Source organism: uncultured Thiodictyon sp., from assembly GCA_903837595.1.
Taxonomy (GTDB): Bacteria; Pseudomonadota; Gammaproteobacteria; order Chromatiales; family Chromatiaceae; genus Thiodictyon.
In genome coordinates this window covers 1-25,500 of the sequence record CAILVI010000543.1, presented here as the reverse complement: position 1 = coordinate 25,500, position 25,500 = coordinate 1, and the positions used below count along the sequence as shown (strand labels likewise).

General features: G+C 64.7%; 23 protein-coding genes. 9 read left to right on the top strand and 14 right to left on the bottom strand.

The window, feature by feature from the left end:
* Positions 1 to 165, top strand: a 165-nt coding sequence (locus QZY44_RS32920; RefSeq protein WP_295457734.1) for a transposase domain-containing protein, incomplete at its 5' end; no start/stop codon positions are given.
* Here the strand turns inward: QZY44_RS32920 and QZY44_RS32915 are convergent.
* The 9 genes from QZY44_RS32915 to QZY44_RS32875 all read right to left on the bottom strand — a co-directional run bounded on the left by QZY44_RS32915 (position 117) and on the right by QZY44_RS32875 (position 14,125).
* A complete protein-coding gene (locus QZY44_RS32915) occupies positions 117 to 404 on the bottom strand; it encodes a DndE family protein (RefSeq protein ID WP_295457731.1) in 288 nt (95 codons plus the stop codon). The genes QZY44_RS32920 and QZY44_RS32915 overlap by 49 nt on opposite strands.
* Complete coding sequence (locus tag QZY44_RS32910) at positions 397 to 1,119, bottom strand: hypothetical protein (protein ID WP_295457727.1); 723 nt, start codon at positions 1,117 to 1,119, stop codon at positions 397 to 399. Before QZY44_RS32910 ends, QZY44_RS32915 begins: the two co-directional genes overlap by 8 nt.
* Positions 1,120 to 1,390: 271 nt before the next feature.
* Positions 1,391 to 1,762 (bottom strand): hypothetical protein, encoded by a 372-nt coding sequence (locus tag QZY44_RS32905; protein ID WP_295457723.1) that lies wholly within the window; start codon positions 1,760 to 1,762, stop codon positions 1,391 to 1,393.
* Positions 1,763 to 1,846: 84 nt separating this feature from the next.
* Positions 1,847 to 2,269: a hypothetical protein gene (locus QZY44_RS32900; protein ID WP_295457720.1), complete on the bottom strand. Its 423-nt coding sequence runs from the start codon at positions 2,267 to 2,269 to the stop codon at positions 1,847 to 1,849.
* 1,051 nt (positions 2,270 to 3,320) lie between these two features.
* Complete coding sequence (locus QZY44_RS32895) at positions 3,321 to 7,352, bottom strand: autotransporter domain-containing protein (RefSeq protein WP_295457717.1); 4,032 nt, start codon at positions 7,350 to 7,352, stop codon at positions 3,321 to 3,323.
* A gap of 331 nt (positions 7,353 to 7,683) precedes the next feature.
* Complete coding sequence (locus QZY44_RS32890) at positions 7,684 to 11,073, bottom strand: HAD-IC family P-type ATPase (protein ID WP_295457714.1); 3,390 nt, start codon at positions 11,071 to 11,073, stop codon at positions 7,684 to 7,686.
* Positions 11,074 to 11,158: 85 nt separating this feature from the next.
* Positions 11,159 to 11,848, bottom strand: coding sequence for an ABC transporter ATP-binding protein (locus tag QZY44_RS32885; RefSeq protein WP_295457711.1), 690 nt, complete (start codon positions 11,846 to 11,848; stop codon positions 11,159 to 11,161).
* Entirely contained in the window at positions 11,845 to 13,089 is a 1,245-nt protein-coding gene (locus QZY44_RS32880) for an ABC transporter permease (protein WP_295457709.1), read from the bottom strand. The genes QZY44_RS32885 and QZY44_RS32880 overlap by 4 nt, the downstream gene beginning before the upstream one ends.
* Before the next feature lie 13 nt (positions 13,090 to 13,102).
* Positions 13,103 to 14,125 (bottom strand): efflux RND transporter periplasmic adaptor subunit, encoded by a 1,023-nt coding sequence (locus QZY44_RS32875; protein WP_295457707.1) that lies wholly within the window; start codon positions 14,123 to 14,125, stop codon positions 13,103 to 13,105.
* A 181-nt stretch (positions 14,126 to 14,306) separates the two neighbouring features.
* On the opposite strand from QZY44_RS32875, the gene QZY44_RS32870 reads away from it, so the two are divergent.
* The 5 genes from QZY44_RS32870 (at position 14,307) to QZY44_RS32850 (ending at position 20,463) form a co-directional block, all read left to right on the top strand.
* A complete protein-coding gene (locus QZY44_RS32870) occupies positions 14,307 to 15,212 on the top strand; it encodes a hypothetical protein (protein WP_295457704.1) in 906 nt (301 codons plus the stop codon).
* Between the two features lie 113 nt (positions 15,213 to 15,325).
* On the top strand, positions 15,326 to 16,399 hold the full coding sequence (locus QZY44_RS32865; RefSeq protein ID WP_295457701.1) for an SUMF1/EgtB/PvdO family nonheme iron enzyme: 1,074 nt from the start codon (positions 15,326 to 15,328) through the stop codon (positions 16,397 to 16,399).
* 212 nt (positions 16,400 to 16,611) lie between these two features.
* On the top strand, positions 16,612 to 17,145 hold the full coding sequence (locus tag QZY44_RS32860) for a transposase (RefSeq protein ID WP_295457698.1): 534 nt from the start codon (positions 16,612 to 16,614) through the stop codon (positions 17,143 to 17,145).
* A 358-nt stretch (positions 17,146 to 17,503) separates the two neighbouring features.
* The gene (locus QZY44_RS32855; protein ID WP_295457695.1) at positions 17,504 to 18,094 is read left to right on the top strand and encodes a phosphoribosyl-AMP cyclohydrolase; all 591 of its coding nucleotides are present in this window, start codon (positions 17,504 to 17,506) and stop codon (positions 18,092 to 18,094) included.
* Between the two features lie 68 nt (positions 18,095 to 18,162).
* Positions 18,163 to 20,463 carry a heavy metal translocating P-type ATPase gene (locus tag QZY44_RS32850; RefSeq protein WP_295457692.1) on the top strand — a complete coding sequence of 767 codons (2,301 nt, stop codon included), beginning with the start codon at positions 18,163 to 18,165 and terminating at the stop codon, positions 20,461 to 20,463.
* A 13-nt stretch (positions 20,464 to 20,476) separates the two neighbouring features.
* Here QZY44_RS32850 and QZY44_RS32845 read toward each other — a convergent pair whose 3' ends face one another.
* From QZY44_RS32845 to QZY44_RS32825, 5 genes are all read right to left on the bottom strand, one after another.
* Complete coding sequence (locus QZY44_RS32845; protein ID WP_295457690.1) at positions 20,477 to 21,268, bottom strand: endonuclease/exonuclease/phosphatase family protein; 792 nt, start codon at positions 21,266 to 21,268, stop codon at positions 20,477 to 20,479.
* A 142-nt stretch (positions 21,269 to 21,410) separates the two neighbouring features.
* A complete protein-coding gene (locus tag QZY44_RS32840) occupies positions 21,411 to 22,064 on the bottom strand; it encodes a c-type cytochrome (RefSeq protein ID WP_295457688.1) in 654 nt (217 codons plus the stop codon).
* Positions 22,065 to 22,233: 169 nt separating this feature from the next.
* Positions 22,234 to 22,410, bottom strand: coding sequence for a hypothetical protein (locus tag QZY44_RS32835; RefSeq protein ID WP_295457685.1), 177 nt, complete (start codon positions 22,408 to 22,410; stop codon positions 22,234 to 22,236).
* A gap of 36 nt (positions 22,411 to 22,446) precedes the next feature.
* Positions 22,447 to 22,902: a copper chaperone PCu(A)C gene (locus QZY44_RS32830; RefSeq protein WP_295457683.1), complete on the bottom strand. Its 456-nt coding sequence runs from the start codon at positions 22,900 to 22,902 to the stop codon at positions 22,447 to 22,449.
* Between the two features lie 40 nt (positions 22,903 to 22,942).
* The gene (locus QZY44_RS32825; protein ID WP_295457679.1) at positions 22,943 to 23,560 is read right to left on the bottom strand and encodes an SCO family protein; all 618 of its coding nucleotides are present in this window, start codon (positions 23,558 to 23,560) and stop codon (positions 22,943 to 22,945) included.
* Between the two features lie 107 nt (positions 23,561 to 23,667).
* Here QZY44_RS32825 and QZY44_RS32820 point away from each other — a divergent pair, with 107 nt between their 5' ends.
* The 3 genes from QZY44_RS32820 to QZY44_RS32810 all read left to right on the top strand — a co-directional run.
* Complete coding sequence (locus QZY44_RS32820; RefSeq protein ID WP_295457676.1) at positions 23,668 to 24,600, top strand: M90 family metallopeptidase; 933 nt, start codon at positions 23,668 to 23,670, stop codon at positions 24,598 to 24,600.
* Positions 24,572 to 25,000 (top strand): GNAT family N-acetyltransferase, encoded by a 429-nt coding sequence (locus QZY44_RS32815; protein ID WP_295457673.1) that lies wholly within the window; start codon positions 24,572 to 24,574, stop codon positions 24,998 to 25,000. The genes QZY44_RS32820 and QZY44_RS32815 overlap by 29 nt, the downstream gene beginning before the upstream one ends.
* 133 nt (positions 25,001 to 25,133) lie before the next feature.
* Positions 25,134 to 25,500, top strand: a 367-nt coding sequence (locus QZY44_RS32810) for an Rrf2 family transcriptional regulator (RefSeq protein WP_295457670.1), incomplete at its 3' end; no start/stop codon positions are given.

The window sequence follows — 25,500 nt, the reverse complement described above, 5'->3', positions numbered from 1 at the left end:
TCTTCACTCATCGAATCGGCCAAGACCAATGGACTGGAGCCGCGCGCCTACCTCAACTTCCTCTTTGCGCGGCTGCCCCTGGCTGACACCCCGGCGGCCGTCGCGGCGCTCCTGCCTCAGGCACTGAAGCCGCAAGACCTCCAGGCCGGGCCGTCAAGTCTGTAGTTCGCCGGACGCTTACGAGCAATCAGCGCGCGGATAAAGGCCTCGTCTTCACCGAAGAAGGTGGGCCGTTTCATCTCACCGCCGCTGAAACTCGTGCTTGGCGCAACCGTCGCGCCGTCCTTTACCAAAGAGAGCGTGAAGGCGATCCGTGCCAGCGTGGCCTTCTCCAGCTTGGTTTCAAAGCGCAGCGCACTCAATACCTCATCGGCCTCGCTTAACGTATAGAGCCGATCAGCCATGACCCTTCTCCCAGAAATAGCCTTGCCGCACGGTCGTCAATTCCTGCCGCTGATCGAACTCCAGACTGGCGGCGCCGCTCAGGAGCGGCTTGAGCGTGCGGTAATAGTTGCTGTCGACCTCGGTGTCAGTCGAGAGAATGATCACCTGCTCGCCCGCGTTGGGAAAATAATTGTTCACGATATTGTCGCGGTGCGTGCTGTCCAGGCGGGAGAGCGGTGTATCGATGATGATCGGCAGCTTCAGCTCGCTCGATTGCGCCAAGCCCCATCGGAGCGACACGGCGAACACCTCCTTTTCGCCGGCAGAGAGGCCTGACCTGCGGATGGCATGTCCGTTGCGGTCGGTGATCTTGATCTCATAGGTCCTGTCATCGATCGTGAGGTCCATGATCAAGCCGCTGCGGCTGGAGAGCAGCCGGTACATCTCAAAGGTCTTCTCCTGGAGCAGATGGACCTTGTTCTTGCGCAGCCGCACCATGAATTGATTCAGCACGCTCGCGATGGTATCGCATTCCTCGATAAAGTCTGCCTTCTCCTTGGAGACATGGTGCTTTTCATAGAGCTTCTCGATCTCCAGCTCGATGTCACGAATCCGTTTGGCGAGTGCCAGACTATCCTCCTCGACCAGGTGCAACTGCTCGGTCTTGCGCCCGATCTGGGTCGAGCAGCCCTCCAGGGTACCCTGCAATTCGTCGAGGTTATAGTGGTCGACCATCCGGGCCACATCCCGCGCCACTTCATTTTTTGAACTATCCGGAATTTCCGGATAGTTGCCTCCGGCTCCAACTCGCGCTCATCGTAGACATTCTGGATATGCTCGCTGATCGTGCGCACATTCTTTTGGAAAAGGTCCGACAGCTGCCGCTGGGAGAGCCAGACGGTCTCATCCGCTAGCCGGACGTCAATCTTGACGCGTCCGTCCTCGGCCTCATAGACCAGGAACTGGCCCTTGGCGGGCTGCTCGGGACTGTCGGGGACCTTCTGGTTCATCCGCGTGCCGCCTCTTCAATGAGTTGCTCGACGCGCGTCTTCGCTTGTTCGACCAGTCTGACTGACTCCCGCTCGGCATCGTGCGAGTGTATAACAAATTCCGATATCTTCTCTCTGATCGCTTCTGGTAGGTTTGGTACCTGAACATGCTTCAAGCGGCTATCAGGGACGGCGCTCAAAATTCCGCCTGTTGTCTGATGTTGAAATTGCATCTGTACGCAACGCGACCTCACCAGAACTAGCAGATACTCAGTCGACATGATGCGTGGGCGGAGTTGAAAGAATCCAGTTGACGCGATGAGTCCAGCCTGTTCGTATGCGATGGTGGCTGCCTTGTCAATGCTGCCGACCACAGCTGATGCGATCACATCTCCGGCTCTTGCTTGCCGGCGTGCGCGGGAGGGCAGTTCATCGCCCCGGCCAATTGTAGTGCCTTCAATTATCCCAAGAGACTAATTGACGTTCGATAGCCCAATATAGTTAAAGAGCTTCTTGGGTCTTGTGGATGGGTCGATGTTTGGTTTGAGGGAATCGCAGCCGGTTAATAGGGGCTCGCTACCGCCATAGTAATTTTCAATTAAAGAGCGAATTGCATGATATTGTGGCTGAAAATAGTCTCCATCAAAGCGGCCATTTGCCATTATGTCGCTGAAAAGAGCGGTGTGGCCCGCCGGCTTCTGGAATGTCAGTTTGTCCAGGCCAAGCTCGGATTCAAGGAGCTTATTGGCTAGTCGAAATTGATGCTCACTGTGGCGAGCCAATCTCTGCGCTTCGCGAACCAAGTCGCTAAGAGATGCTTCAGCCTCTCCAAGTCGAACGACCCTAAGTCTTTTGATGTCCCGAAGCTTAAGCTTGCTTTGACCAGACGGCATCATGTACCGAAGCAATTGTTGACGGCCCCATTTTGATGCGAGATATGCGAGAAGATAGTAGCCGTCAATTTTGTGTCTTTTTACTGAAGCGCCCGCGACATTCTGGCTGAAGTTGTATTTTTCAAAATCGGAAGGCAGTACGGCTACATCTCCAATGCCTGCGCCAACTCTTGTGAAAACGAGGTCGCCAGCGGTCAGCTCAGTCTGTCGAAAACGCTCTTCATGATCCTTGGCTTCATATATACCAGTGAATCCTTTGACAATAAGTAGGATTTTATTTGAACGGTTCTCACTAGCGGAACCCCATTTTCTCTATATCGTTTTGGCGAGATATCAAACTCGACTTTGGCCATTTTCAGCCTGAGGGAAACTCCCGTGCATGGCCGGGTTAAGTGTCCGGCGCGAGAGCGTAGGGTCAACGTAGAGTTGGCGGCAGCGAACGGCAGGCGGTATCGTCTGAAGCCGACTAAAACACCAGACGTGACCACCTTTGCCGCCGCTGCCGACTGCGATTGTAACGATTCTGCTGCCCTTTGCCCCCCCATTTGCGACGCCGACCTGGGCCAACGCGCAGGTGCGGTTGATGGGGACGTTGCTGACCCAGGGGCGGCGCACCGTCACGGCGGCCTTGCGCACGATGGGGTTGGCGCAGGCGCGGTGCTTCGGGCGTGACCATCGGGTCGTGAATCGCGCCCGCTGGTCGGGGCTACGCGGCGCCCAGATCCTTCTTCCTCGAAGCGCGACACTGTTGGCGATTGAGCGGCGCTCGCGGAGGCGGCCGCGCGCAGTGCCTTCAGGTCCGGTGCGATGCGAAAGGTCAGCGTGATGGTCTTGGCGGTGGGCAGTTGGTCCATCGTTGGGGGCGCTGGTGGATGGGCGCTAAGTTACAGTAAAGCCTTGCCTGATCCAAGGGCGGGCACGACTGGCAGCGAGTGGTGACGCGGGAGCTCGTGCCCCGGTGGCCACGTCGTCGCGGCCCGAGGCGGCTCCGACGGTGTTTCGCGCCGTCCGCGCTTCCTGCAACCGCCCGGGGCGCGAGGGCGTACTGGATGTCTCAGAGCTGGATAGTGACGCCCACATTGATCCCGCCGTCCAGCATCTTGTCGCGGGCCTCGCCGATCAGCCCAAGATAGACAGAGGCATTTTTCATCAGGCGATAGCTGGCGCTCAGATCAAGCTGCCCGAAGGTGCGGCCGACGTGGGGTGAGTCGATCGTAAAAGGCATGCCGGCCAGTGCGGCCGACACTTGGGGCCGGGCCAGATTGCCGAAGTCCTCCCCGATCGCCAGGCTGGCGCGATAGGAGATCCGTGCGGCTGGGGCCGCGCTGCTGGCCGGGCCGAAAGTGGCGCCGACCATGACCCGGGTGCCGGTCTGGCGGTAACCCGGCAGGTCGAGCCCCGCCGGGCTGGCCAGCCCTTCGGTCATCGCATCGCGCTGCGATTCCTGCCATTGGACGCGCATGAAGGGTTCGAGGCTAATGGCGCCGAGCGCGAAGGGCGAGCGCACGCTCAGGCCCAGGGATAGACCACGCCCGTTGGCGCTGGCCTTTAGTGAGGGTGCGAGCCCCAAAGGGTCGCTGCGGCTGGTGTTCCAGTTGCTGAAACCATAGGCCAAGACGCCGTCTATGATGATGGGGCGCGGCGCCGCCAGTAGGTATTGGCCATAAAGAAAAGGCGCGGTCTCCTGAATACGTCCCGAACCGAGATCCGGTGACACTTTGCTGTCCGTATAGCTCGCGCCGAGCCCGAGCCGATAGGTCTGACTGGACAGCAGATCGGCACCGACCGCAAAGTGCGAGCGCTGGGCCGAGTAATCGGCGCTGTACCGGCCGCCTTGGGCGCGTCCTTGGCTGGTGTTGAGCTCGACCCAGGGAGTGATTCCCCAGATCGGTCTCGAGCCCTGATGGTCGGGCGCGGTACTGAGGTGGCGTGACACGGTGTCCAACAACCAACGCGCCGCAGCGGGTTGCGCCGCCGCCATAGTGCCATGCACCTCGCCCGCCAGCGCGCTCAGCATGCCCGGGACCTGGTTGGCTGGCAGCCCGGCCACCGCATAGCGTAAATCGACTTCCCGTTGGGTATAGCTGGCAGCATAATCCAGCGCGCGCAGGCTGTCCAGGGCCGCGCCGGCCGCTTGGGCGTTGGCATTCGCCCCCATGACGCCGGCATAACGGGCATAAGAACTCGGGGTGGCGATCAGGTCGATGCGGGGATTGCCATAGGCGTTGTAGAAAACATCCAGTTGGGTATCAGGGGCCAGCCCCGCTGCCGGCTGGATGACGGAGTTGAAGCGGCCCTGAATACCGCCGGCCGCGGTAATGATGTTAAAGGTATCGCCAAGGGCGGGGGTGAAGTTGTTGGCGGCATTCCCCGCGATGCCACGCAAGATTGGCTGCAGGGTCCCCGCGGCCAGGAACTGGCTCCCCGAGCCGGTCAGCAGCAATCGGGAGTAGTTGCCCGCGCCATTGCCGGTGCCTGTGCCATCGATGTCTTCCTGATAGAGACTCACGGGGTTCATCGTGACCCCGGCAGTCGTGGTGAGTGTGCCAGGCGAGTTACCGGGGGCCAGGGTGCCACTGACCGCGGTCAGGCCCTGAAGGACGCCGGTGCCGCGCAGGGTTCCGCCGAGTGCAACGACGATACTGCTCAGCAGGCTGCCATTCACCGACAGTGTGCCGGCGTTGACATAGGTTGGGCCGCTATAAGTGCCGGCGCCGGTCAATTGCAGGGTTCCAGCGCCCATCTTGGTGAGGCCCCCGGGGCCGGCGATCACGCCGGACAGCATCAGCGTGTTGCCGTTGGTATCGAAGGTGCCGCCGCCGGCATTGATGATGGCGTTTCTGGCTGAGTTGGTGTTCCCCGACAGCTGCAGGGTTCCCCCGCCAAAGATCAAGCCGCCAAGCGAGGCCCCCAGGCCGGCATCCTGCGAGACATTGATAATGCCGCCATTCAGATAGGTGCCGCCGGTATAGGTATTGGTGCCGGTCAATTGCAGGGTTCCAGCGCCCACCTTGGTTAGCGCTCCGGGGCCGGCGATCACACCGGACAGTGTCAGCGAGTTGCCATTGGTGTCGAAGGTCCCGCCGGTATTGAGGATCGCGCTCCTGGCTGAGGTGGCGTTCCCCGACAGCTGCAGGGTTCCTCCGCCAAAGATCAAGCTGCCAAGCGGGGCGCCCAGGCTGACGTCCTGGGTGACATTGATGATGCCGCCATTCAGATAGGTGCCGCCGGTATAGGTATTGGTGCCGGTGAGTTGCAAGGTTCCAGCGCCCACCTTGGTGAGCGCTCCGGGGCCGGCGATCACGCCGGACAGTGCCAGTGTGTTGCCATTGGTATCGAAGGTGCCGCCGCCGGTATTGAGGATCGCGTTTCTGGCTGATGTGGTATTCCCCGACAGCTGCAGGGTTCCTCCGCCAAAGATCAAGCTGCCAAGCGGGGCGCCCAGGCTGGCGTCCTGTGCAACGTTGATGATGCCACCATTCAGATAGGTGCCGCCGGTATAGGATGCCGGGCCGCGCAGGCTCAATATCCCACCATTATTATAGAGGCCGCCGGTACCGGTGAAAATGCCGTTGTTGGTGAAGGCATTGTTACCGCCGGCGAACCAGAGACTCCCCGACAGGGTGCCGGAATTGACGAACGCATTTCCCGTGCCCATAAACCGCGCCGCGTAGGCGCCTGGTCCGGATGCGCTGAGTGTGCCGTTATTGGTGAGGCTGTTGTTATCGCCTTGGGCCAGGAAGGCGATGCTGTTGGTTCCGGCGACAGCTACTATCCCATCATTGATGACTGTGTTTCCGGTATTGACGCGTATTCCCCAAAGAGCGGTCGAGTTCCCGGTGATTCTACCGGCCACGGTGTTGGTGATGCTGTTGTTGTCATAGACATGGATGCCGTTGCCGCCGGCCGCCGGCAGAATGCTACCGGCATTGACAATGACGTTATTGCTCACCGCGTCGATTCCGGTGGCGATCAGGCTCATGCTGGCGCTATTGATTAGGGTATTTCGGCTGCTCGCCAAAATCCCTGCCGGCCGCGGGTCGTTGATGGGCGTCGTGTTGTTGATGAAGCTGTCATGTACCCCCGAATTGTCGAAAAATTGGAAGGCATCCAGCGTATTATTCAGCTCATCAAATACATTGACATTGATGTATCTGCCGTTGATCGAAACCACGGCATAGTTGTGACGCTGCCAAAAGACATCGCCCAGCTCCACCGGGCCTGGTCCCGTGGCGCCGCCGCAATACTCCTCGGCCTCACATCCCAGTGGGGCACCACCCGATCCGGCCAGTACTTGATAGGTTCCGTCATGCAGCGTCCGGTAATACAGGTGCTGATGCCCGGCAAACAGGATTGAGGCATTGGTGTTGTTGGCAGCGCCGGCGGTGGTGATCGTCTGCCAGGTATCCTTCATATCGTTATCCGGCGAAGGTTGCCAGGGTGAGAATGCCGGGATGTGGCTCAGCATAAAGGTATGAGACGCCGTATCATTTTGCAGCAGGCCGGCGATCCATGCCTGTTGGGCGGGATTGATACCATAAACGGGTGGATCGCCATTCGCTGGGGCGTAATAACTGTCGGCAACGATGAAGAGTGAATTGCCGATAGTGAATGAGAAGGCCAAGTTGGTAAAGCCGGACGGGCCGTTCTGCGTCCAGCTGCCGTTAAACATGCCCTGGAACTCCGTTTGCCGTGCCAGGGGATCTGGGTCCTTATTGCCAAAGGTGTAGAGCTCGTGGTTGCCAACGACAAAGGCCGAGGGGATGCCGGCGGCGGTCAGCCGATCGGTGAACACGGATTGAAATATCGTCAGATTCTTGGTGCCGCCCCGGTAGGCGCCGTCGCCGCCGAAGATCACGACCTGGGGGGCCGGGTCCAGCGCGAGGATGCTGTTCACGATGGGGGTAAGAATACTTGTTTGGACGGGATCGGTGTTGTTATCGGATCTGGTGTCCGCCACCCACACGAAACTTTGTGATTGCTCAGCTGCCACTGGACTCACCTGGCAGAGGATCGCAATCAACAACGCATAGGGCCGGATGATGTTCCAGTGTCTGGTTGATATCTGTTGTGGAATCAAAAACATGATATGTCTCCGTCGGTTCCGGGGAGCGACGTAGTAGAGAGTTTGGCGCCGGTCGGGTTCGCGCGGGGTTGGCGCAGAACTGCGCAAATTTCCGGGAAATCCCGTGACCCCAAGCGCCCGGTCCCTGGATCGCTTTCAGTGCCGCGGAAGCTTGAGGATGGTGAAGCGCCTCAAGAAGTATAGCGGGGCAAATTTGATTTGCTGACGCATCCTGGCGGGGTCGCCCCGTCGGACAGGGACCCGCCGAGCGGCTATCTCAGGGTGGTGATGGTCATTGGCCGGGTCATCCCGGCTGCCTCATCGCGGCCGGGACCTCTCCGATAGGGGCCTATCATGCCCGCTTGAACCACCGCAGCAGCGCCTTCTCCAACTCGACCACCAGGAAGACCCCGACCCCGACGCCGAGCGGCAACAGCCAATCATGGGCGGTCACTGGGGTAGTGTGGAACCAGCGGTTCATGAAGGGCACATAGACGAACAGAAGTTGCAGCGTCATGAGCACCGCGACCGTGACCCAGGCGACGGGGTTGGTGAACCAGCGGCGTGGGTTCAGGCTTGAGGCATAGAGAAAACGGCAGTTGATGAGGAAGAACACCTGCCCCAGCACCAGGGTGTTGACCGCCATGGTCTGGGCGGCGGCGAGCCGCTGGCCTTGGCCTTGCTCGTAGAGGAAGACGGCGATGGTGGCCGCTCCGATCAAGAGCGAGACGAGCACGATGCGCGAGACGAACCAGCCGCCGAGGATGGGCGCATCCGGCCGGCGGGGGGGCCGCTGCATCACCCCCGGCTCGGCGGGCTCGAAGGCGAGCGCAAGCGCCAGGGTCACCGCGACCACCATGTTGACCCAGAGGATCTGCACCGGGGTGAGCGGGAGGGTGAAGCCGAACACGACCGCCACCAGGATGACCAGCGCTTGGGCGCCGTTGGTCGGCAGCAGGAACAGGATCGATTTCTGGAGGTTGTCATAGATGGCGCGACCCTGCTCCACGGCGCGCTCGATGGTGGCGAAGTTGTCGTCGGTCAGCACGATCGCCGCCGCCTCTTTGGTCGCCTCGGTGCCCTTGATGCCCATGGCGACGCCCACGTCGGCACGCTTGAGCGCGGGGGCGTCGTTGACCCCGTCGCCGGTCATGGCGACCACCTCGCCATTGGCTTGGAGCGCCTGGACCAGCCGCAGCTTGTGCTCCGGGCTGGTGCGGGCGAAGACGTCGTACTCCCCGACGATACGGCGCAGTTCCTCGTCGCTTGCGGCCTCCAGTTCGGCCCCGGTGACCGCGCGCTCGTCGGCGGTGATGCCCATCTCCCGGCCGATTGCGCCGGCGGTGCCGGCATGGTCGCCGGTGATCATCTTCACGCGGATGCCGGCGGCCCGGAAGGCGGCGATGGCGACGATCGCCTCCGGGCGCGGCGGGTCGACGATGCCGACCAGGCCCAGGAACTTCAATCCCGTCAGGTCCGCCGGGTCCAGCTCGGTCTGACCCGGCGGTGCGGTACCCACGGCGGCGGCCAGCACGCGCAGCCCCTGGGCGCTGAGCGTGTCGATCTGCCCGACCCAGAAGTCGCGATCGAGCGGCTCGTCGCGCCCGTCGGCCGCCCGTTGGGTGGTGCAGCGTTCCAGCAAGGCGCCGGGTGCGCCCTTCATCAGCCGTTGCACCCCGGCTCCCGGGACCTCTTGGAGGGTGGCCATGAACTTGTGTTGCGAGTCGAAGGGGATGACCGCCAGTCGCTTGGCGTCCCCCCGGGAGAATCCGAGCTTGCGTGCCAGGGTGCGCAGCGCGCCCTCCGTCGGCTCACCGACCAGCTGCCAGTGGCCATCCTTCTGGACGATCTCGGCATCGTTACAGCGGGCCATGACCGCGATCAGGTCCTTGAGATCCGCGGCCTGCGCCAGTTCGACGCGGCTCCCGTCGCGGGTCACCTCGCCGTCCGGGGCATAACCGATGCCGGCCGCCGCGTATTGGCCGGCGCGGGTGACGACCTCGCGCGCCGTCATCTCGTTGCGGGTGAGGGTGCCGGTCTTGTCGGTGCAGATCACGGTGACCGAGCCCAGGGTCTCCACCGCGGGGAGGCGGCGCGTGATGGCATTGCGCCGCGCCATCTGCTGCACGCCGAGCGCCAGCGTGATGGTCAGGACCGCCGGCAGCCCCTCCGGGATGGCGGCGACGGCAAAGCCGATGGCGGCCATCACCAGCTCGCCGACCGGGAAGTCGTGTAACTGCCAGCCGATCAGGAACATCCCGACCGCCATGGCGAGGATCACCAACGACAGCACCCGGCCGAAGGCGGCCATCTGCCGGGTCAGCGGGGTGGCCAGGGGTTCCACTTCCGCGATCAGCCGATTGATCCGTCCCAACTCGGTTGTCGCCCCGGTGCCGGTGACCACCCCCAACCCGGTGCCGCCGGCGACCAGGGTGCCGGCGTAGGCCATGCCGTGCCGATCGCCGATCCCCGCCGCCGCCTCCACCGCCTCGCTGTCCTTGTCGGCGGGCACCGACTCGCCGGTGAGTGCGGACTCGTCAATGCGCAGACTGGCCGCCTTGAGTAGCCGCAGATCGGCCGGGACCCGGTCGCCGGGGCGCAACCGCACGCAGTCCCCCGGCACGAGATCGGCCGCGTCGACCTCCAGCCACTGGCCGTCGCGGCGGCAATGGGCGCGCGCGGCGAGCATCTTGCGGATGCCCGCCAGGGCCTGCTCGGCCTTGCCCTCCTGGATGAAGCCGATGAGCGCATTGATAACCGTCACCGCCACGATCACCCAGGTGTCGACCCAGTGTTCCATCAGCGCCGTAACCACCGCGCCGCCTAGCAGTACATAGATCAGGCTGTCATTGAATTGCCGCAGGAAGCGCTTAAGCGGTCCGTCCTGCGGCGGCGTTGGGAGCCGATTGGGTCCCACCGCCGCCAACCGCTTGGCCGCCTCGGCGGTGCTGAGACCGTCTGCGTGACTCTTCAGCGCGGTGATGACCTCCGCGGCCGGTAGCGCGTGCGCTGCCGTGACGCCTTCTGCGGTGTTGGCTCGGGTGGGGGCGGTCATGGCTGCCTGTATCAGGTCGGGGTCGTCTTGAAGATCGAAGCGGTAGAGCAGTACCAGCGCGATCGTTACCCCGCCCAAGAACCAGTCCGGTCCGATCAGCCAGAGTATGAAGGGGATGGCCAGCAGAAAGACCCGGGTGCCCCGGTTATAGTGACCACCGGCGCGATTGAGTGTCGCGGCGACGGGGTCGACGGCCAGGCCGTTGAAATAGTCCGCCGGCAGATTGATGAGGAAGCCGGTGTGGTTGTAATAGCGCAGCGCCAGTACGAAGTGCATAAAGCCGCTGAAGAAGATGGCCGCCAGCAGCAGCAGCTTGGCCCGCACCAGTCCGGCGCCGGTCGGCGCCCAACTCAGTGCCTGCGACAAATCGGCTAGATCGAGTTCCCGAAAGGCGACGCCGATGAAGCCCAGGCCGAGCAGGACGCAGGTCGAGGCAAACAGGGTCGCGGACATCACCCAATTGCGCAACGTCTGGACCGCCAGGATGTCCTTGCCGCCGGCGCGGATGGTCTCGACCCAGGCGCGGCGCAGCCGGTCGGAGCGGCCGCGGTGGGTGCGTTGCGGCTGACGGTGAAAGACGCGACTCAGATACAGCTGATAACAGATCAGGAGTAGCAGCGCCAACCCATCAAGGCCCCAGGTCAAGGGCACGCGGGCGAGCCCGGCGATCAGTGAATCAAATGGCATGATCTATTGCTCCGCTATTCCTGTTGGTGTGCATCGTCTCGCTGCGCTGTGCTCATAGTAGTAGGGGCGGGTCTTAGACCCGCCCCTACGTCGGCCGCCAGTCGGCATCGAGCCGGCCATCGACGATCCCGATACGCCGGTCGGCGGCGGCGGCGAAGGCGCTGTCGTGGGTCACGGCCACCACCGTCTTGCCCATGGCGTGCGCCAGGTCGCGCAGGATCTGACGCACGGTTGCGCCCGCGACCGAATCAAGATTGCCGGTCGGCTCATCGGCCAGTATCACCAGCGGGTCATTGGCGAGTGCGCGGGCGATGGCGACCCGCTGGCGCTGACCGCCGGAGAGTTGATGCGGATGCTTGGTGCCCTGATCGGCGACGCCGAATCGATCCAATAGTTCCATGCCCCGCAAGCGGGTAGCGGTCTCGGTGAGCCGGTTGAGCCGTCGGATCGGCAGCGTGACGTTATCGAGCACCGAGAATTCGGCTAGGAGGAAATGAAACTGGAAAACGAATCCGAGTTTCTCAAGTCGTCGGTTGGCGAGTTCATCCTCGTGGTAGACCGAGGTATCCTCGCCGTCGAGCCAGACCCGCCCGGAGGTGGGGACGTCGAGCAGACCCAGCAAATAGAGCAACGAGGACTTGCCGGACCCCGAGGGCCCCATGATGCAGATGAACTCGCCCCGCTCGATGCTGAGACTGATATCCTGCACCAGCGTCACCGCGACCTCGCCCGGGAGCGTGCGCGTGATGTTCTCAGCGCGCAGTATGGTCGTCATGCGGCGCCCCGCAGGATCTCCACCGGGTGTACGCTCCCCGCGCGCCGCGCCGGGAGATAGGCGGCCAGGATACAGGACGCCATGGCAAAGGCGGTGGCCAGGGCGAATTGTTCCGGTCCCCACCAGATCGGCAGAAAGACCTTCTCCGAGACGCCCGGCGGCTTCAATTGGACGATCGACAGCATCCGCATGATCGCGGCCCCTAAGGCCAGGCCGAAGACGCTGCCGATCACGCCGATGATGACTCCCTCAAAGAGGAAGATGAGCCGGATATCACGGGCATGAAAGCCGATCGATTTCAAGATGGCGATGTCGCGGGTCTTCTCCAGAACGATGGTCGAAAGTGTATTGTAGATGCCGAACGAGGCGACGATGAGGATCGCCGACACCACGCTGTACATGATGATGTTGCGCACGATGAGCAGGCTCAGGATATCCTCGGACGCCTCCACCCAGGAGACCGCCTTGTAGCCGATTACCGCCTCGATCTGGCGGGCGACATCGCGGGCGGCATAGGGGGCATCGAGTTGAATTAGCAAGCGATTGACCCGGTTGGAACGGTCGAACAAGACCTGCGAGCGCTTGAGCAGGGTAAAGGTCTGGTTCTCATCATAGAGGGCATTGCCGGTACGGAAGATGCCGACCACCTTCATGGCGCGACTGCCGCCGCTCGCGGCCACCACGCTCAGGTTACGGCCGAGCGTCAGATTAAATTTTTCGGCTAGTCCGGTGCCGATGATGATCCCATTCGGATCACCTTCGAGTGCATCGATCGAACCCTTGATCATCTTTTCCGGGAGCGTGGAGATCGTTTTCATCACCTTCGGCACGATGCCGGACAGGGTCACGCCCTGCTCGCGGCCGGCAAAGGTGAGTACCGCCGAGCCGATCAAGAGCGGCGCCACCCGCAACGCCGGCAGCGACTCCACAAAAGCCAGCCGCTCGCGATAGCCGCGGATGCCGCGCGTCTCGGTCTGCGGCTTGACGTTGCTGACCCGCACCGCCCCATCCGCCCAGCGCAACTCCGCCGGCTGGGTGCGGGGGCGGCGATAGTCGTCGGAGACCGTAATATGGGGGCTGTTATCCACGAGCCGCTTGATGAAGTCCTTCTCCGAGCCGCGCATCATGGACGACACCGCCAGAAAGAAGGCGACCCCGAGCACCACCCCGGTGAGTGACACCAGCGTCTGGCGCCGGCGCCCGGTCAGATGCGTGAGTGCGACTTGGATCTGGATCAGCATCGTTGGATCAACATCAGGGCGCGACCGCAGCGGCGGGCGGGCGGGGCCGGGCGGCGGCGCCCTCGTGCAGTTCTTCGGTGGGCGTGGCGACGATCTGGGCATCGGGCGCCAGCCCCTCCAGGACCTCGGTGCGCACGGCGCCCGTCACCCCGGTGCGCACGCCTTGGCGGTGCAGTCGCCCGTCCGCCAGGACCCAGAGTGCGCCGTTTTGGAGTGCGCCCGAGGGTACCAGCAGGGCGTCGGCCCGCTCGGTGACGATGAGGTTGGCATCCACCGTCATGCCCACCTGCAGGCGCGCCGGGTCTTTGATCCGGATGCGCACCCGAAAGCTGCGAGCGACCGGGTCGCCCTTGGGGGTGATCTCGCCGACCATGCCGTCGAACACGGCGCTGGGCAGGGCGTCGGCATGCAGCACCGCCGCCTGTCCCACCCGCACCCGCGGGATGTCCTCCTCGTCCACCTCGGCCGTGACCCGCAGCGGCGCGCAGCAGGAGAACCAGAACACGGTCTGGCCGGCCGGGATGAACTGGCCGACCTCCCCATCACGGCGCAGAATCAGCCCGTCGGCCGGGGCCGTGAGCGTCATGAAGCCGCGCAGCGCGGTCGCGCGCTTGAGGCCCGACTCGGCCATTTCCAGGTCGGTGCGGGCCTGATCCAGATCGGCCTTGGCCAGCCCGTTACGGCTGGCCAGGTCTTCCTTGCGTTGTAGATTGAGCCGGGCCAAGCGCAGGCGCGACTCCAGTTCGTCCACGGTATTGTCTAAATCCGCGTCATCGAGCTGGGCCAATATCTGTCCTTTCTTGACCAGGGTACCTTCATCGACCGTGATCTGTGCCAGTTTCCCGCCCTGGCGCGGGGCGATCGGCAGCATCACCGTGGGTTCCACGGTGCCGGTGGCATAGATCGCCTCCACGGCCGGGCCGCGGGTGGGCGTCACGACGGCGACGGTGAGCGGGCCCGCGCGCCACCAGAACAGGCCGCCGGCGAGTGCGGGGGCGCCGATGACGAGGGTCCAAATCCACTTCTTGCGCATCATTCTGTCATTCCAATGGACCGTGCCCATGGGTCCCGTAGGATGGGTAGAGCGCAGCGAAACCCATCCTGCCTTCTACCCAGCCCACAGATCGGCCGCGAACCGCTCGCCCACCGTTTCCCAATCCGCTGAACTGGCGTATTCTACGGCCCCCAAAGCGGTTATTCCCAAACGGTGTGTGTCCATGAACGGCAATCCGGGTAAGGTCGCGGCCACGGCGGCCATCCTCCTCGCGTTGGCCAGCGCCGCGGTCCAGGCCGAAGGTGGGGCCGCGCCCGCGGAACTGATGCAGAAGATGGACCTCATGGAACAGATGGAGCTGACTGATCGTATGGATATGGAGGAGCAGTTGGACTTAGCCAAGACCTGTGCTGAGAAGGACCAGTTCGACTGCTCCGCGGCCGGCCTCGCCAAGGCCGCGGCTCTGTCCCAGACCGGCGCCGACCAGGGCCGCATCGCCGCCGCCCGCGGGTTTGTGCAACAACAACGCGACCGCCACGCGCAGGCCCTGCGGCTCGCCGAGCAGGAACGGGCACGGCGGGCGGACCTGGAGGCGCAACTCACCGCCGCCGCGGACTGCACCGCCCGCGACGAGTTCGATTGCGCCCGCTCCAGCCTCGCGCGGGCCAGGGAACTGACCCAGGGTTCGGCCGAGCAGGACCGCTACACCCGCACCCGCGGCGACGTTCAGGAGCGGATGGACCGTTACAACCAAGCCGCGGAGCTTGCCGAGCAACGGCGGACGCAGCTGCAGGCACAATTGGCTGCCGCGCGGACCTGTGTCGACAAACACGATTGGGACTGTGCCGTGGCCAGTCTCAAAACGGCCCATGGCCTGACCCAGGGTCCGGCCGACGAGGGCCACTATAATCAAGTCCGTGCTTATGTCGCTCAGGTTGCGCAGGCGGCGGTCAAGCAGGAGGAAGAACGCCAAGCGGCCGCCCGGCAGGAGGAGCGCCAGGCGGTCGCCCGTCAGGCCGCGTCCGGTAGCGGCGGACGCTACTCAAGCGCCGGCCCCAGCCCAGTCTCCGGCGGCGTACCGTCCGCGATGCCCCAGGACCGCTATGGGCCGGCGTATCAGGCCAGATAAGAGGCGCAGCAAAGCCGGGTGCAGATCCAGAACAACGTGAATCGTATCTTCGATCGGACGATTCAGTCTTCTCGCCAACATTGAGTGCCGGCCCCGGCCCGGCAGGAGGTCCCATGCGGCGTAGCCTTACGGTCTTGGGTACCCTGCTGCCCCTTGCCCTGGCCGACGGTCGGTCGGCCAGGGCGGCGAGTGGGCTCATGGTCCGGTGCGACATCAGCGGCGCCCAGGTCACGCTGAACGGCAGCCCGCTCGGCACCTGCCCGGGGAAATTCACGCCCCCGGCCGGCCGGTATACCCTGGGCATCCAACAGGGTATCGATGCCGACAGCGAATGGGTCTATGCCAAAGAGATCGTATTGACCGACGGTGAGATCACCAAGATCGAGGCGACGCTGACCAAGCGGCCCACCGCGGCCTTTGCCGAGCGGCAGCGGTTGGCCGCGGAAGAGAAGCGGCAGGCGCAGCTGCGGCGCTATGAGGAAGAGCGGCCAGCGCGGGCGCAGTGGGCGGAGCGGCTCAGTGGCGAGTTCGTCACCATCAAGGGCGGCTGTTTCCGCATGGGCGATGTCTTCGGTGACGGAGGAGACAACGAAAGGCCCGTCCACAAGGTCTGCGTCAAGGGCTTCAAGCTGGCCAAGTACGAGGTGACCCAATGGCAGTGGCGGCAGGTCATGGGCAGCAATCCTGCCTTTTCTCAGTATTGCGGTGACGACTGCCCGGTGGAACAGGTCAGCTTCGACGACATCCAGGCGTTCATTGCCAAGCTCAATGCGCAGACCGGACTGACCTACCGGCTACCGAACGAGGCCGAGTGGGAGTACGCCTGCCGTAGCGGCGGAAAGGACCAGTGCTACTGCGGCGGGGACGATCTGGGCGCACTGGCCTGGTATGGGGATAACTCCGGGAGGAAGAGTCATCCGGTCGGCGCCAAACAGGCGAATGGTTTGGGTCTTTATGATATGAGCGGGAATGTGAGGGAGTGGACTTGCTCGGCAGACCAAGAGCGCACTGCCGACAGTGAGAACACATGCTCAGGCAATCATGAGGCTACCGCTGGTCGGATGTTGCGCGGCGGTTCCTGGGGCGACGACGCGTGGCTAACGCGCGCGTGGCTCCGCGTCGATTACGTTGGCGCCCTTGTCGTCCCCAAAAAAGAAGAAGGCATGCGTCTGGCCCAGGACCTTTGACCTTTATGGCTTTTTCCCTTTTTCTTTCTTTCCTTGCCCTCAATTGCATCCGATGGGTTTCGCTGCGCTCTACCCATCCTACGGGGCTACCAGGCTGCGTCGTCGTAGGATGGGTAGAGCGCAGCGAAACCCATCACCCGCCCCCCCGGGCTGCGTCGTTGTAGGATGGGTAGAGCGCAGCGAAACCCATCTCCCACCCCGAGGCGAAACCGATGACCGACTACCGTCGTTGCCGCGTCCCCGGCGGTACGTATTTCTTCACCCTGCGGCTGCAAGACCGCGCCGCCACCCTGCTCACCGACCAGATCGCGGACCTGCGTTCGGCCTTCCGCGAGGTGCTCGCCGCTCATCCCTTCACGATCGAGGCGATCGTGGTCTTGCCCGCCCATCTGCATTGCCTCTGGTCGCTGCCGGCCAGCGATTGCGATTACAGCCTGCGTTGGCGCCAGATCAAGTCGGCCTTCTCGCGTGCCCTGCCCGCGGGGGAGCGGGTGTCCGCGAGCCGCCGCCGCAAAGGCGAGCGCGGGATCTGGCAACGGCGATTCTGGGAGCATACCATCCGCGACGACCGGGGTTATGCCACCCGGTTCGATTACATTCACTACAACCCGGTGAAGCATCGCTATGTCAGTCGGGTGAAGGATTGGCCCTATTCGTCGTTTCATCGGTATGTGCGGCTGGGGGTATATGCGCAGGATTGGGGTGGGGACCCAGACCTGGCGGCCTTGGATTTGGAGGAGGGGTGAGGCGTGGCATGTGGGAGGATGGGTTTCGCTGCGCTCTACCCATCCTACGGACTATACTTGCCGCCTCCCAGATGACTCAACAGATCCGAATCGGCGTGGCTGGCATGACCTGCGCCCCCTGCGTGGGGCTGGTGGCGCGGGTTATCGCGGCCCTCCGGGGGGAGGCGGGTCCGCCGTGCGGACCGAGGACCGCATCAAAGTGTCCGGGGCGATCACCAAGCCCCGACGGTACAACAGCCCGGAACCACCAAGCAGGAGTAAAATGGCACCGCAGTCTGCGGGTCGGGGTACGCTAACCCGAACCGCCCACTGCCAGCCAAAGCAGACCGTAGACCAATCCGACACACTGGAGCCTATGATGAACAAGCAGCTGACATCCTTGGTACTTGCCGCCCTCGTCGCCCCGGCCGCCGTGCTGGCCGGAGCGACACCGCTGTCGCTGCAGCAAGTCAACGACGCCCAGCAGGCGTGGTGCGACTCCCTGGTCAATATTGCCAAAACCTACGCGGCCGGAGGCGATTACAAGACGGTGGCCGGCGCGGTGCTGAGCAATCAGTACAATTATGACAAGGGCACCGTGCTGTTCCGTCCCACGCTGGCCTTCGGCGACCAGACGTTCCGCTTGGACAAAGAAGGCGCCGCGGCCTATTTCATCGGCGGCAATCCCAAATATCCCAACGATGACGGGTTTGCCCTCAAGCCCTGGGTCAGTTGCCGCTACACGAATGCCGGGGGCGACGCGGGCGTGTTGATCGACGGGGACTTTGCCGCCACGATGGGGAACGTCTTCATCACCGACGCCAAGGGCAACGAGACCGTCGTTGACAAGTTCTTCTTGTTCAAGCGGGGCGACGACGCCAAGCTGCGGATCATCGTTCACAAGTCGGCGTTGCCGTTTAAGCCGAACTGGTCGGCAAGGCGCCGGGCCGCCTTGGCCGGCCTTTACTGACCGGCCCTGAGTCAGCGTTGCGGCCGAGTCCTGAGGCTCCTGGATCGCCATCCCCGCAGGACACCCAAATGACCCAAACGATCCGAATCGGCGTGACTGGCATGACCTGCGCCTCCTGCGTGGGGCGGGTGGAGCGGGTCATCGCGGCCCTGCCGGGGGTGACGGCAGCCTCCGTCAATCTGAGCACCGAGGCGGCGGATGTCCAGTATCTGCCGGACCTGGTGAGCCCGGAGCGCATCGCCGAGGCGATCCGCAAGGCGGGGTATGCGGCGGTGGTGCCGGAGCCTGAGCCGGAGCCCTCAGCGGCTTCGCGCCCACAGGAGGCGGCAGCGGAGGCCCGCGAGGACCAGACCCAGGCGCGGCAGGCGCAGGCGCTCGCCGGGCTGCGGCGCGACCTGCTCTTTGCCGCCGTCTTCACCCTGCCGTTGTTGCTGATAAGCATGGGGCCGATGCTCCTGCACGGACTGGGCGGCATGGGCCACGGCCTGTCCTTGTCCGGGCCGATCTGGGGTTGGGTCCAGTGCCTGCTGACCACCCCGGTCCTGCTGTGGGCGGGGCGGCGCTTTCTACGCTCCGGCTGGGCGGAGCTGCGCCACTTGGCACCCGGGATGAACAGCCTGGTGATGATCGGCAGCGCCGCCGCCTATCTCTACTCGGTCGCCGCGCTGACGCTCCCCGGCCGCTTCCCGGCGGGCACCGCCAACCTCTATTTCGAGGCGGCGGCGGTGATCGTCACCCTGATCCTGCTGGGGCGCTATCTGGAGGCCCTGGCGAAGGGCCGGACCTCGGATGCGATCCGCCGCCTAGTGCGCCTGCAACCGCAGCGGGCACGGGTGGTGCGTCCGGAGGGTGAGGTGGAGGTGGCGGCGGCGGCGGTGCTGCCCGGTGAGCTGATCGCGGTGCGGCCCGGTGAGCGCATCCCGGTGGATGGGACGGTCACCGAGGGCGGCAGCCATGTCGATGAGTCGATGATCAGCGGCGAGCCGCTGCCGGTGCGCAAGGGGCCCGGGGACACGGTGGTGGGCGCTACGGTCAATCAGACCGGGGCCTTTCGCTACCGCGCCACCCGCGTGGGGGCGGACATGGTGCTGGCGCAGATCGTGCGCCTGGTGGAGGACGCCCAGGCCGGCAAGCTGCCGATCCAGCGCGTGGCCGACCGCGTCGCGGCGGTCTTCGTCCCGCTGGTCATGGCGGCGGCCCTGGTCACCTTCCTGGGCTGGCTGTGGCTGGGTCCGGCGCCCGCGTTGAGCTTTGCCTTTGTGGCCGCGGTGTCGGTGCTGCTGATCGCCTGTCCGTGCGCCATGGGGCTCGCCACCCCGACGGCCATCCTGGTTGGTACCGGGCGCGGCGCGGCCCTGGGCATCCTGTTCCGGCGCGGCGCCGCCCTGGAGACCCTGGCGCGGGTGGACCAGGTGGTGTTGGACAAGACCGGGACCCTCACCGAGGGGCGGCCGGCGCTGACCGATCTGCACGCCTTTGGCTGCCGGAATGACGAGGCGCTGGCACTGGCCGCCGCCGGCGAGCAACACAGTGAGCACCCGATCGGCGCCGCCATCGTGACGGCCGCGCGGGGGCGTGGGCTCGCGCTGGCGGCGGCCACCGAGCTTGAGGCCGTGCCCGGGTTTGGCATCCAGGCGCTGATCGAGGGTCGGCGGGTCGCCATCGGTGCCGCCCGCTTCATGGATCGACTGGGGGTATCACTCGCTGCGGCGGATGAGCCGGCGGCGCGCCTGGCGGCGGATGGGAAGTCGCCGGTCTATCTCGCGGCCGATGGGCAGCTGCTGGCGGTGCTGGCGGTGGCGGACCCCATCAAGCCGGGCAGCCGGGCGGCGGTCGAGCGCCTGCAAGGACTGGGGCTCACCGTGACGATGCTGACCGGGGACGGTCGGCGCACCGCCGAGGCGGTCGCCCGGCAGGTGGGGATCGCGCGGCTGGTGGCCGAGGTGCTGCCGGCCGACAAGGCCGCCGAGGTGCGGCGCTTGCAGGCGGCGGGTCAGCGGGTGGCCTTCGTCGGCGATGGGATCAACGACGCCCCGGCGCTCGCTGCGGCGGACGTCGGCATCGCCATGGGTACCGGGACCGAGATCGCGGTGGCGGCGGGCGAGGTAGTCCTGATGACCGGCGACCTGACGGCCGTCGCCGCGGCGATTGCGCTCGCGCGCCGGACGCTGCGTACCATTCGGCTCAATTTCTTCTGGGCCTATGCCTATAACGTGGCCCTCATCCCACTGGCCGCCGGGGTCTTCTATCCGCTGACCGGGTGGCTGTTGAATCCCATGATCGCGGCTGCGGCCATGAGCGTCTCCAGCCTGTTCGTCGTCACCAACAGCCTGCGGCTGCGCGGTTTCGAGGCGGGGGAGTCGTCTTGACCCAGCGTCACTGTCAGCCGGTGAACGCCTGTCCGCGCAACTGCGCCGGTTCCGCGAAGCGCCGTCCCGCCGGCAGTCCCAGGGTCATGCTGAGCGGTAGGTGGTCGGAGAGTGGATAGTCGATCACATGGGCGCTCAGGATGCGCAAGGGTGCGGAAACCAGGATGTGGTCCAGGCTGTGGCGCGGTCGCCAACTCGGGAAGGTCTTCAGGGTCCGGTCGAGCCCCTGCATCCCGGTGCGTCTGACCATGGCACGCAGGCTGCGCGAATCGCTGCCACAGTTGAAATCGCCCATCAACACCAGGAGTGGATGTGTCTCCGCCAGTCCGGCCAGGTAGTCCAGTTGGCGCTTGCGGGCTCGCCAGCCCAGGGCCAGATGGACAATGCCGATGGCAAGCCGGCCGCCGTCGGCGAGCGGAAACTCCGCCACCACGGCGCCGCGTCCAGGCAGCCCGGGGAGCTTGTGTTCGGTCACCGCACCCGGCCGCAGCCGGCTCAGCAGGCCGTTACTGTGCTGGGCGAAGGGCCCCAGGTCGCGGTTGACCTGACGATACCAATAGGGGAACGCGGCCTGGCGGGCCAGATATTGGATCTGGTCGACATTGGCGCTGCGCAGGCTGCCGGCATCCACCTCCTGGACACCGACCACGTCGAACTGCTGGATCAGTTGGGCGATCCGGGTCAGGTTGACCAGCCGCTCCGGGTGGGGCAGTACATGCTTCCAACTGTTGGTTACATAGTCGCTGTACTTGCGGGAAAAGATCCCACCCTGGACGTTGTAGCTCAGCAGTTTGAGGTGCTGCATGGCGGCCGGCGCCCGTGGCGGAATCGGCGGTGGATGGTTGCGGTCGCAAACTAACACGGTCCCCACCCGAGGTAAGCGCCGACGGACCATGACCAGGCAGCCCCGGGGCTGCCTGGTCGCCGCGTCGGGGGCTCAATCCGGGCTATTGGCCCAGTCCCTGCACGTACTGTGACACCGCGGCGATCTCCTGGTCCGTCAGGCGGGCGGCGACCCCGCGCATCATCCCATTGGGGTCGTTGGCCCGGGTACCGCTGCGGAACATGCCCAGGGTCTGCGCGACATAGTCGGCGTGCTGGCCGGAGATGCGGGGGAACTTGGCCAGCCCAGCACCCAGGCCGGCCGGTCCGTGGCAGCCGCCACAGGCCGGGACGCCGGACTCGGGATTGCCACCCCGGTAGAGGCGCTCGCCCTGCGCGGCCAGGGTGGGATCGGCGGCGCCGCCGCTCTGCTTTTGTTGGGAGAAATAGGCCGTCACGTCGAGCACTTCTTGATCGCTGAGTGCGGCGGCCTGCGTCGACATCAGGACGTTCTGGCGGGCCCCAGACCTGAAGTCCATCAATTGCTTATAGATGTACGCGGACTGTTGGCCTGCCAGCTTGGGCCACACCGGGTTGACGCTGTTGCCCAGCGGGCCGTGACAGGCGATGCAGATCGTGCCCGCTTTCTCCTCGCCCGCCTTGGCGTTGCCGACCGGCGCCGTTGCCGTCGCCGTGGCGGTGTTCGCCGCGACCGTGCCTGACACTCCGCCCGCTACCAGTACTACCGCCGAAATCGTCTTGAGCCAGTTGTTCGTCATTTCCAATGCCCGCCTAGGTTGTTCGCGACCGCGCCCGGGCGCGATCATCTGAGGGTCGAAAAACTGCGGATGTATATCAGAGAGCATTCATGCAGGTCAATTTATCCGCGCAAAAAAGGCCCCGCGGGGGTCACTTCCAGCAATTCCAAATTTGACGAGATCGCTCAATTTAGCGCGGCGGTGGCGCGCGTGGCCGGTGCCCAGCATCGTGCGCCGCGCCTTGTCCACCCGACTCCCTGTCGTTGTCGTTGTCGTTGTCGTTGTCGTTGTCGTTGTCGTTGTCGTTGTCGTTGTCCGATGACGACAACGACAACGAAAAGGTGGATAGGCGTAGCGCATCCAGCATCGCCCCGCCGCCGCCGCGGGCGGCGCCCTGACCGGGTCAATGGGCCGCGCGTGGGGCCTCGATCGTGCGCACCGGCGCCTGCACCTGGATCTCGCTGCCGTCGTCGAAGGTGAGCGCGAGCGCCACCTGACCGCCGGGCGTCAGGTCGCCGGTGAGCCCGATCAGCATCACATGCAGGCCGCCCGGCTTCAGTTGCGCGCTGCCGCCGGCAGGAATGTCGATGCGCTCGATACGGCGCATGCGCATCACGCCGCCGTCGTTCACGTGCGTGTGTAATTCGACTGTCTTCGCCGCCGGGCTGGTGGCCGCGACCAAGGCGCGGGCCTGGTCTGACTGGTTGGTCAGGGTCATGAACACGGCGCTGTTAGGCTGGCCGGGCGGGACCGCGCGGGCATAGGGGTCGCTGACGGCGACGGGGGCGGCGGCCCACGCGGCGCCGGCCAGGGCGAACAGGCCGGCGGCAAGCACTGAACGCACGGGGGTGTTGGACATGGCAGTGTGCTCCTCTCGGGTGGGTGGGCGGCGACGGGGGCTAACCGCCGCCGAGCAGGTGACGGATGGCGGCGGCGATCGTGTCGGGGTGGGTGGCGTGGTCCAGGGTCTGCATCAGACGGCCCTGCGGATCGACCAGATAAGTGGCGGCTGAGTGGTCGACCAGATAGCCCCCGGCCGAGGCCGGCTGGTCGACGCGCTGGTAGGCCGCCCCATAGCGCCGCGCGGCCGCCGCGATTTGCTCGGGGGTGCCGGTGACGCCGCGGATGTTGGGGTGGAAATAGGCCGCGTAAGTGGCCAAACGGCCGGGGTCGTCACGCGCCGGGTCGACGCTGATGAACAAAACCTGGACCCGGGCGAGTTCCGCGGGGCTCAGGCCCTTGAGTGCGGCGGCGATGAAGGCCAGATTGGTGGGACAGATGTCCGCGCACCAAGTGTAGCCGAAGTAGATCAGCACGACCTTGCCGCGTAGCTGCGCAAGGTCAAGCGTCCCGGCGGCGGAGTCGAGCCGGAAGTCACCACCGGTGGGCGCTACGGCGAGCGCCAGGGCCGGGTGGGCCTGGCCCGTCGGCGCTGGGGCCGGCGGCAGCAACCACAGGAGCCACGCCAAGAGCGCGGCGAGGACGAGGACGGACAGGGCGAGTAGCGTATGCTGCATGGTTGGTAGATGATATATCGAATCGTTTTCGGTTTTTCGTCAGGCGCTTTTCGTCAGCGGCTGTCTTGGGCAATTAACCCGAGAAACAATGAGCAAGAGACAAGAAAATGGGTCGCCTGAGTGACTGGTGGCGGTTGCGGACCCTGGCACGGGAGCGGCAGTGCTACGCTCCGGCCGACTGGGCGGCGGCCTGGGGGGCGCTTCCGCTGCTCGCCGGGCTCAACCCGGACCAGTCTGCCCGCCTGATTGATCTGGCCTTGCTGTTTCTGCGCGACAAGCGGATTGAGCCGGTGCAGGGGCTGGTGCTGACCGCCGCGATGCGCCTCACCATCGCCTTGCAAGCCTGCCTGCCGATTCTGGAGCTGGGGCTCGACTGGTACCGCGGCTGGTACGCGGTGATCCTCTACCCGGACGCGTTCATTCCAGGCCACGAATATACGGACGCCGACGGCATGGTGCGGGTGGACGATCGGGTCAAGGGCGGGGAGGCTTGGGAGCGGGGGCCGGTGATCCTGTCCTGGGCGGATGTGGTGGCGGGGTGCGAACTGGACGGTTACAACGTCGTGGTGCATGAACTCGCACACAAGCTTGACATGCGCAACGGCGGCGCCAATGGTTGCCCCCCGCTGCATGGCGACATGTCGAGTGAGGCTTGGTCGCGGGACTGGTCCGCCGCCTTCGCGGACCTGGGGCGGCGGGTGGACGCGGGGGAGGAGACCCCGCTCGATCCCTACGGTGCCGAGTCCCCAGGGGAATTTTTCGCGGTGGCGAGCGAGGCCTTCTTCGAGATCCCGGGGCTGCTGCACGACGCGTATCCAGCGGTCTACGTGCAGCTGCAGGCCTTCTACCGCCAGGACCCGCTGGCGCGGCTCGGAGCGGGCGCCTGCGTCCCCGGCGCACTGTCGAGCTGTCCTCACGGCGGATGCGGCAATTTAGGCACTTTGCCGCAAACTATGGCAAAATATGTGGGCGAAGTAGGGCTCGACCGCCAGCAACCCCGGCCGGACATTCATGACCGATCAGTCCGCCATCCGATTTGAGTCCAGGCCGCTGCGGGGCATCGGGCTGTCCGACGCGAGACGATTGCGCGAGCTGACCACGGGAGACAAGCAGTCCCACATGCTTGCAGTCCTGCGGGAGCACCCCGATTATGTCCAGTGCTTCCTCGCCTGGGACGGGGATGAGATCGTCGGCTGGAGCCTGGCACGCTGGTTTGCGCCGTTCACGGACAGCCCCCGCAACGCGCATCTGAGCGTCTTTGTGGACCCGGCATGGCGGCGGTTGGGGCTCGGGCGGCAACTGTTGGGCCGGGCGGTGGAGTTTGCCGCGGCCCACCGGTTGCGGCCCTGGGTCTACGCCGGTCATCCGGACCAGTCGGCCTTTTTTCGCGCCTGTCCTTACCAGGCAGGCATCGTCGGCACCCCGTTCCGGTCGCGTTAGGGCCGGTGATCGGGCTGATGAGTTGATTTACACTTGCGGGGCATTGAAATTCGGATTTCGTTGACTACTTTACTCAGAGTCGCTCCCCGCCCCGCCCCCCGGGGCTGAACCCACACCTGACAGGTAAACAACGATGAGACTTTCGACTAAAGGTAGATACGCGGTCACCGCCATGCTTGATCTGGCCCTGCAGGGTGGTGAGGGTCCGGTGACCCTGGCGGATATTTCCGTCACTCAAGGGATTTCGCTCTCCTATCTGGAGCAGCTCTTTGCGGCCCTTCGCCACAAACAGTTGGTGCGCGGCGTGCGCGGGCCCGGCGGCGGCTACTATCTCGGGCGGCCGGCCAACGAGATTTCCATCGCCGACATCATCTGTGCGGTCGACGAGTGGGTGGAGTTCACCCGCTGCAGCGGCCGCGAGAACTGTCGGGGCGGGCAGCCTTGCCTGACCCATCAGCTATGGGACCAGTTGAGCGATGAGATTTTCAACTTCCTGAGCG

What these genes read in the sequence shown, in the direction of transcription:
- QZY44_RS32855 (WP_295457695.1), top strand. Translation starts at nt 17,504, where the DNA reads ATGAACAAGCAGCTGACATCCTTGGTACTTGCCGCCCTCGTCGCCCCG.
- QZY44_RS32870 (WP_295457704.1), top strand. Translation starts at nt 14,307, where the DNA reads ATGAACGGCAATCCGGGTAAGGTCGCGGCCACGGCGGCCATCCTCCTC.
- QZY44_RS32845 (WP_295457690.1), bottom strand. Translation starts at nt 21,268, where the DNA reads ATGCAGCACCTCAAACTGCTGAGCTACAACGTCCAGGGTGGGATCTTT.
- QZY44_RS32830 (WP_295457683.1), bottom strand. Translation starts at nt 22,902, where the DNA reads ATGTCCAACACCCCCGTGCGTTCAGTGCTTGCCGCCGGCCTGTTCGCC.
- QZY44_RS32820 (WP_295457676.1), top strand. Translation starts at nt 23,668, where the DNA reads ATGGGTCGCCTGAGTGACTGGTGGCGGTTGCGGACCCTGGCACGGGAG.
- QZY44_RS32880 (WP_295457709.1), bottom strand. Translation starts at nt 13,089, where the DNA reads ATGCTGATCCAGATCCAAGTCGCACTCACGCATCTGACCGGGCGCCGG.
- QZY44_RS32885 (WP_295457711.1), bottom strand. Translation starts at nt 11,848, where the DNA reads ATGACGACCATACTGCGCGCTGAGAACATCACGCGCACGCTCCCGGGC.
- QZY44_RS32840 (WP_295457688.1), bottom strand. Translation starts at nt 22,064, where the DNA reads ATGACGAACAACTGGCTCAAGACGATTTCGGCGGTAGTACTGGTAGCG.
- QZY44_RS32890 (WP_295457714.1), bottom strand. Translation starts at nt 11,073, where the DNA reads ATGCCATTTGATTCACTGATCGCCGGGCTCGCCCGCGTGCCCTTGACC.
- QZY44_RS32915 (WP_295457731.1), bottom strand. Translation starts at nt 404, where the DNA reads ATGGCTGATCGGCTCTATACGTTAAGCGAGGCCGATGAGGTATTGAGT.
- QZY44_RS32850 (WP_295457692.1), top strand. Translation starts at nt 18,163, where the DNA reads ATGACCCAAACGATCCGAATCGGCGTGACTGGCATGACCTGCGCCTCC.
- QZY44_RS32825 (WP_295457679.1), bottom strand. Translation starts at nt 23,560, where the DNA reads ATGCAGCATACGCTACTCGCCCTGTCCGTCCTCGTCCTCGCCGCGCTC.
- QZY44_RS32815 (WP_295457673.1), top strand. Translation starts at nt 24,572, where the DNA reads ATGACCGATCAGTCCGCCATCCGATTTGAGTCCAGGCCGCTGCGGGGC.
- QZY44_RS32865 (WP_295457701.1), top strand. Translation starts at nt 15,326, where the DNA reads ATGCGGCGTAGCCTTACGGTCTTGGGTACCCTGCTGCCCCTTGCCCTG.
- QZY44_RS32835 (WP_295457685.1), bottom strand. Translation starts at nt 22,410, where the DNA reads ATGCTGGATGCGCTACGCCTATCCACCTTTTCGTTGTCGTTGTCGTCA.
- QZY44_RS32875 (WP_295457707.1), bottom strand. Translation starts at nt 14,125, where the DNA reads ATGATGCGCAAGAAGTGGATTTGGACCCTCGTCATCGGCGCCCCCGCA.
- QZY44_RS32900 (WP_295457720.1), bottom strand. Translation starts at nt 2,269, where the DNA reads ATGATGCCGTCTGGTCAAAGCAAGCTTAAGCTTCGGGACATCAAAAGA.
- QZY44_RS32910 (WP_295457727.1), bottom strand. Translation starts at nt 1,119, where the DNA reads ATGGTCGACCACTATAACCTCGACGAATTGCAGGGTACCCTGGAGGGC.
- QZY44_RS32860 (WP_295457698.1), top strand. Translation starts at nt 16,612, where the DNA reads ATGACCGACTACCGTCGTTGCCGCGTCCCCGGCGGTACGTATTTCTTC.
- QZY44_RS32895 (WP_295457717.1), bottom strand. Translation starts at nt 7,352, where the DNA reads ATGTTTTTGATTCCACAACAGATATCAACCAGACACTGGAACATCATC.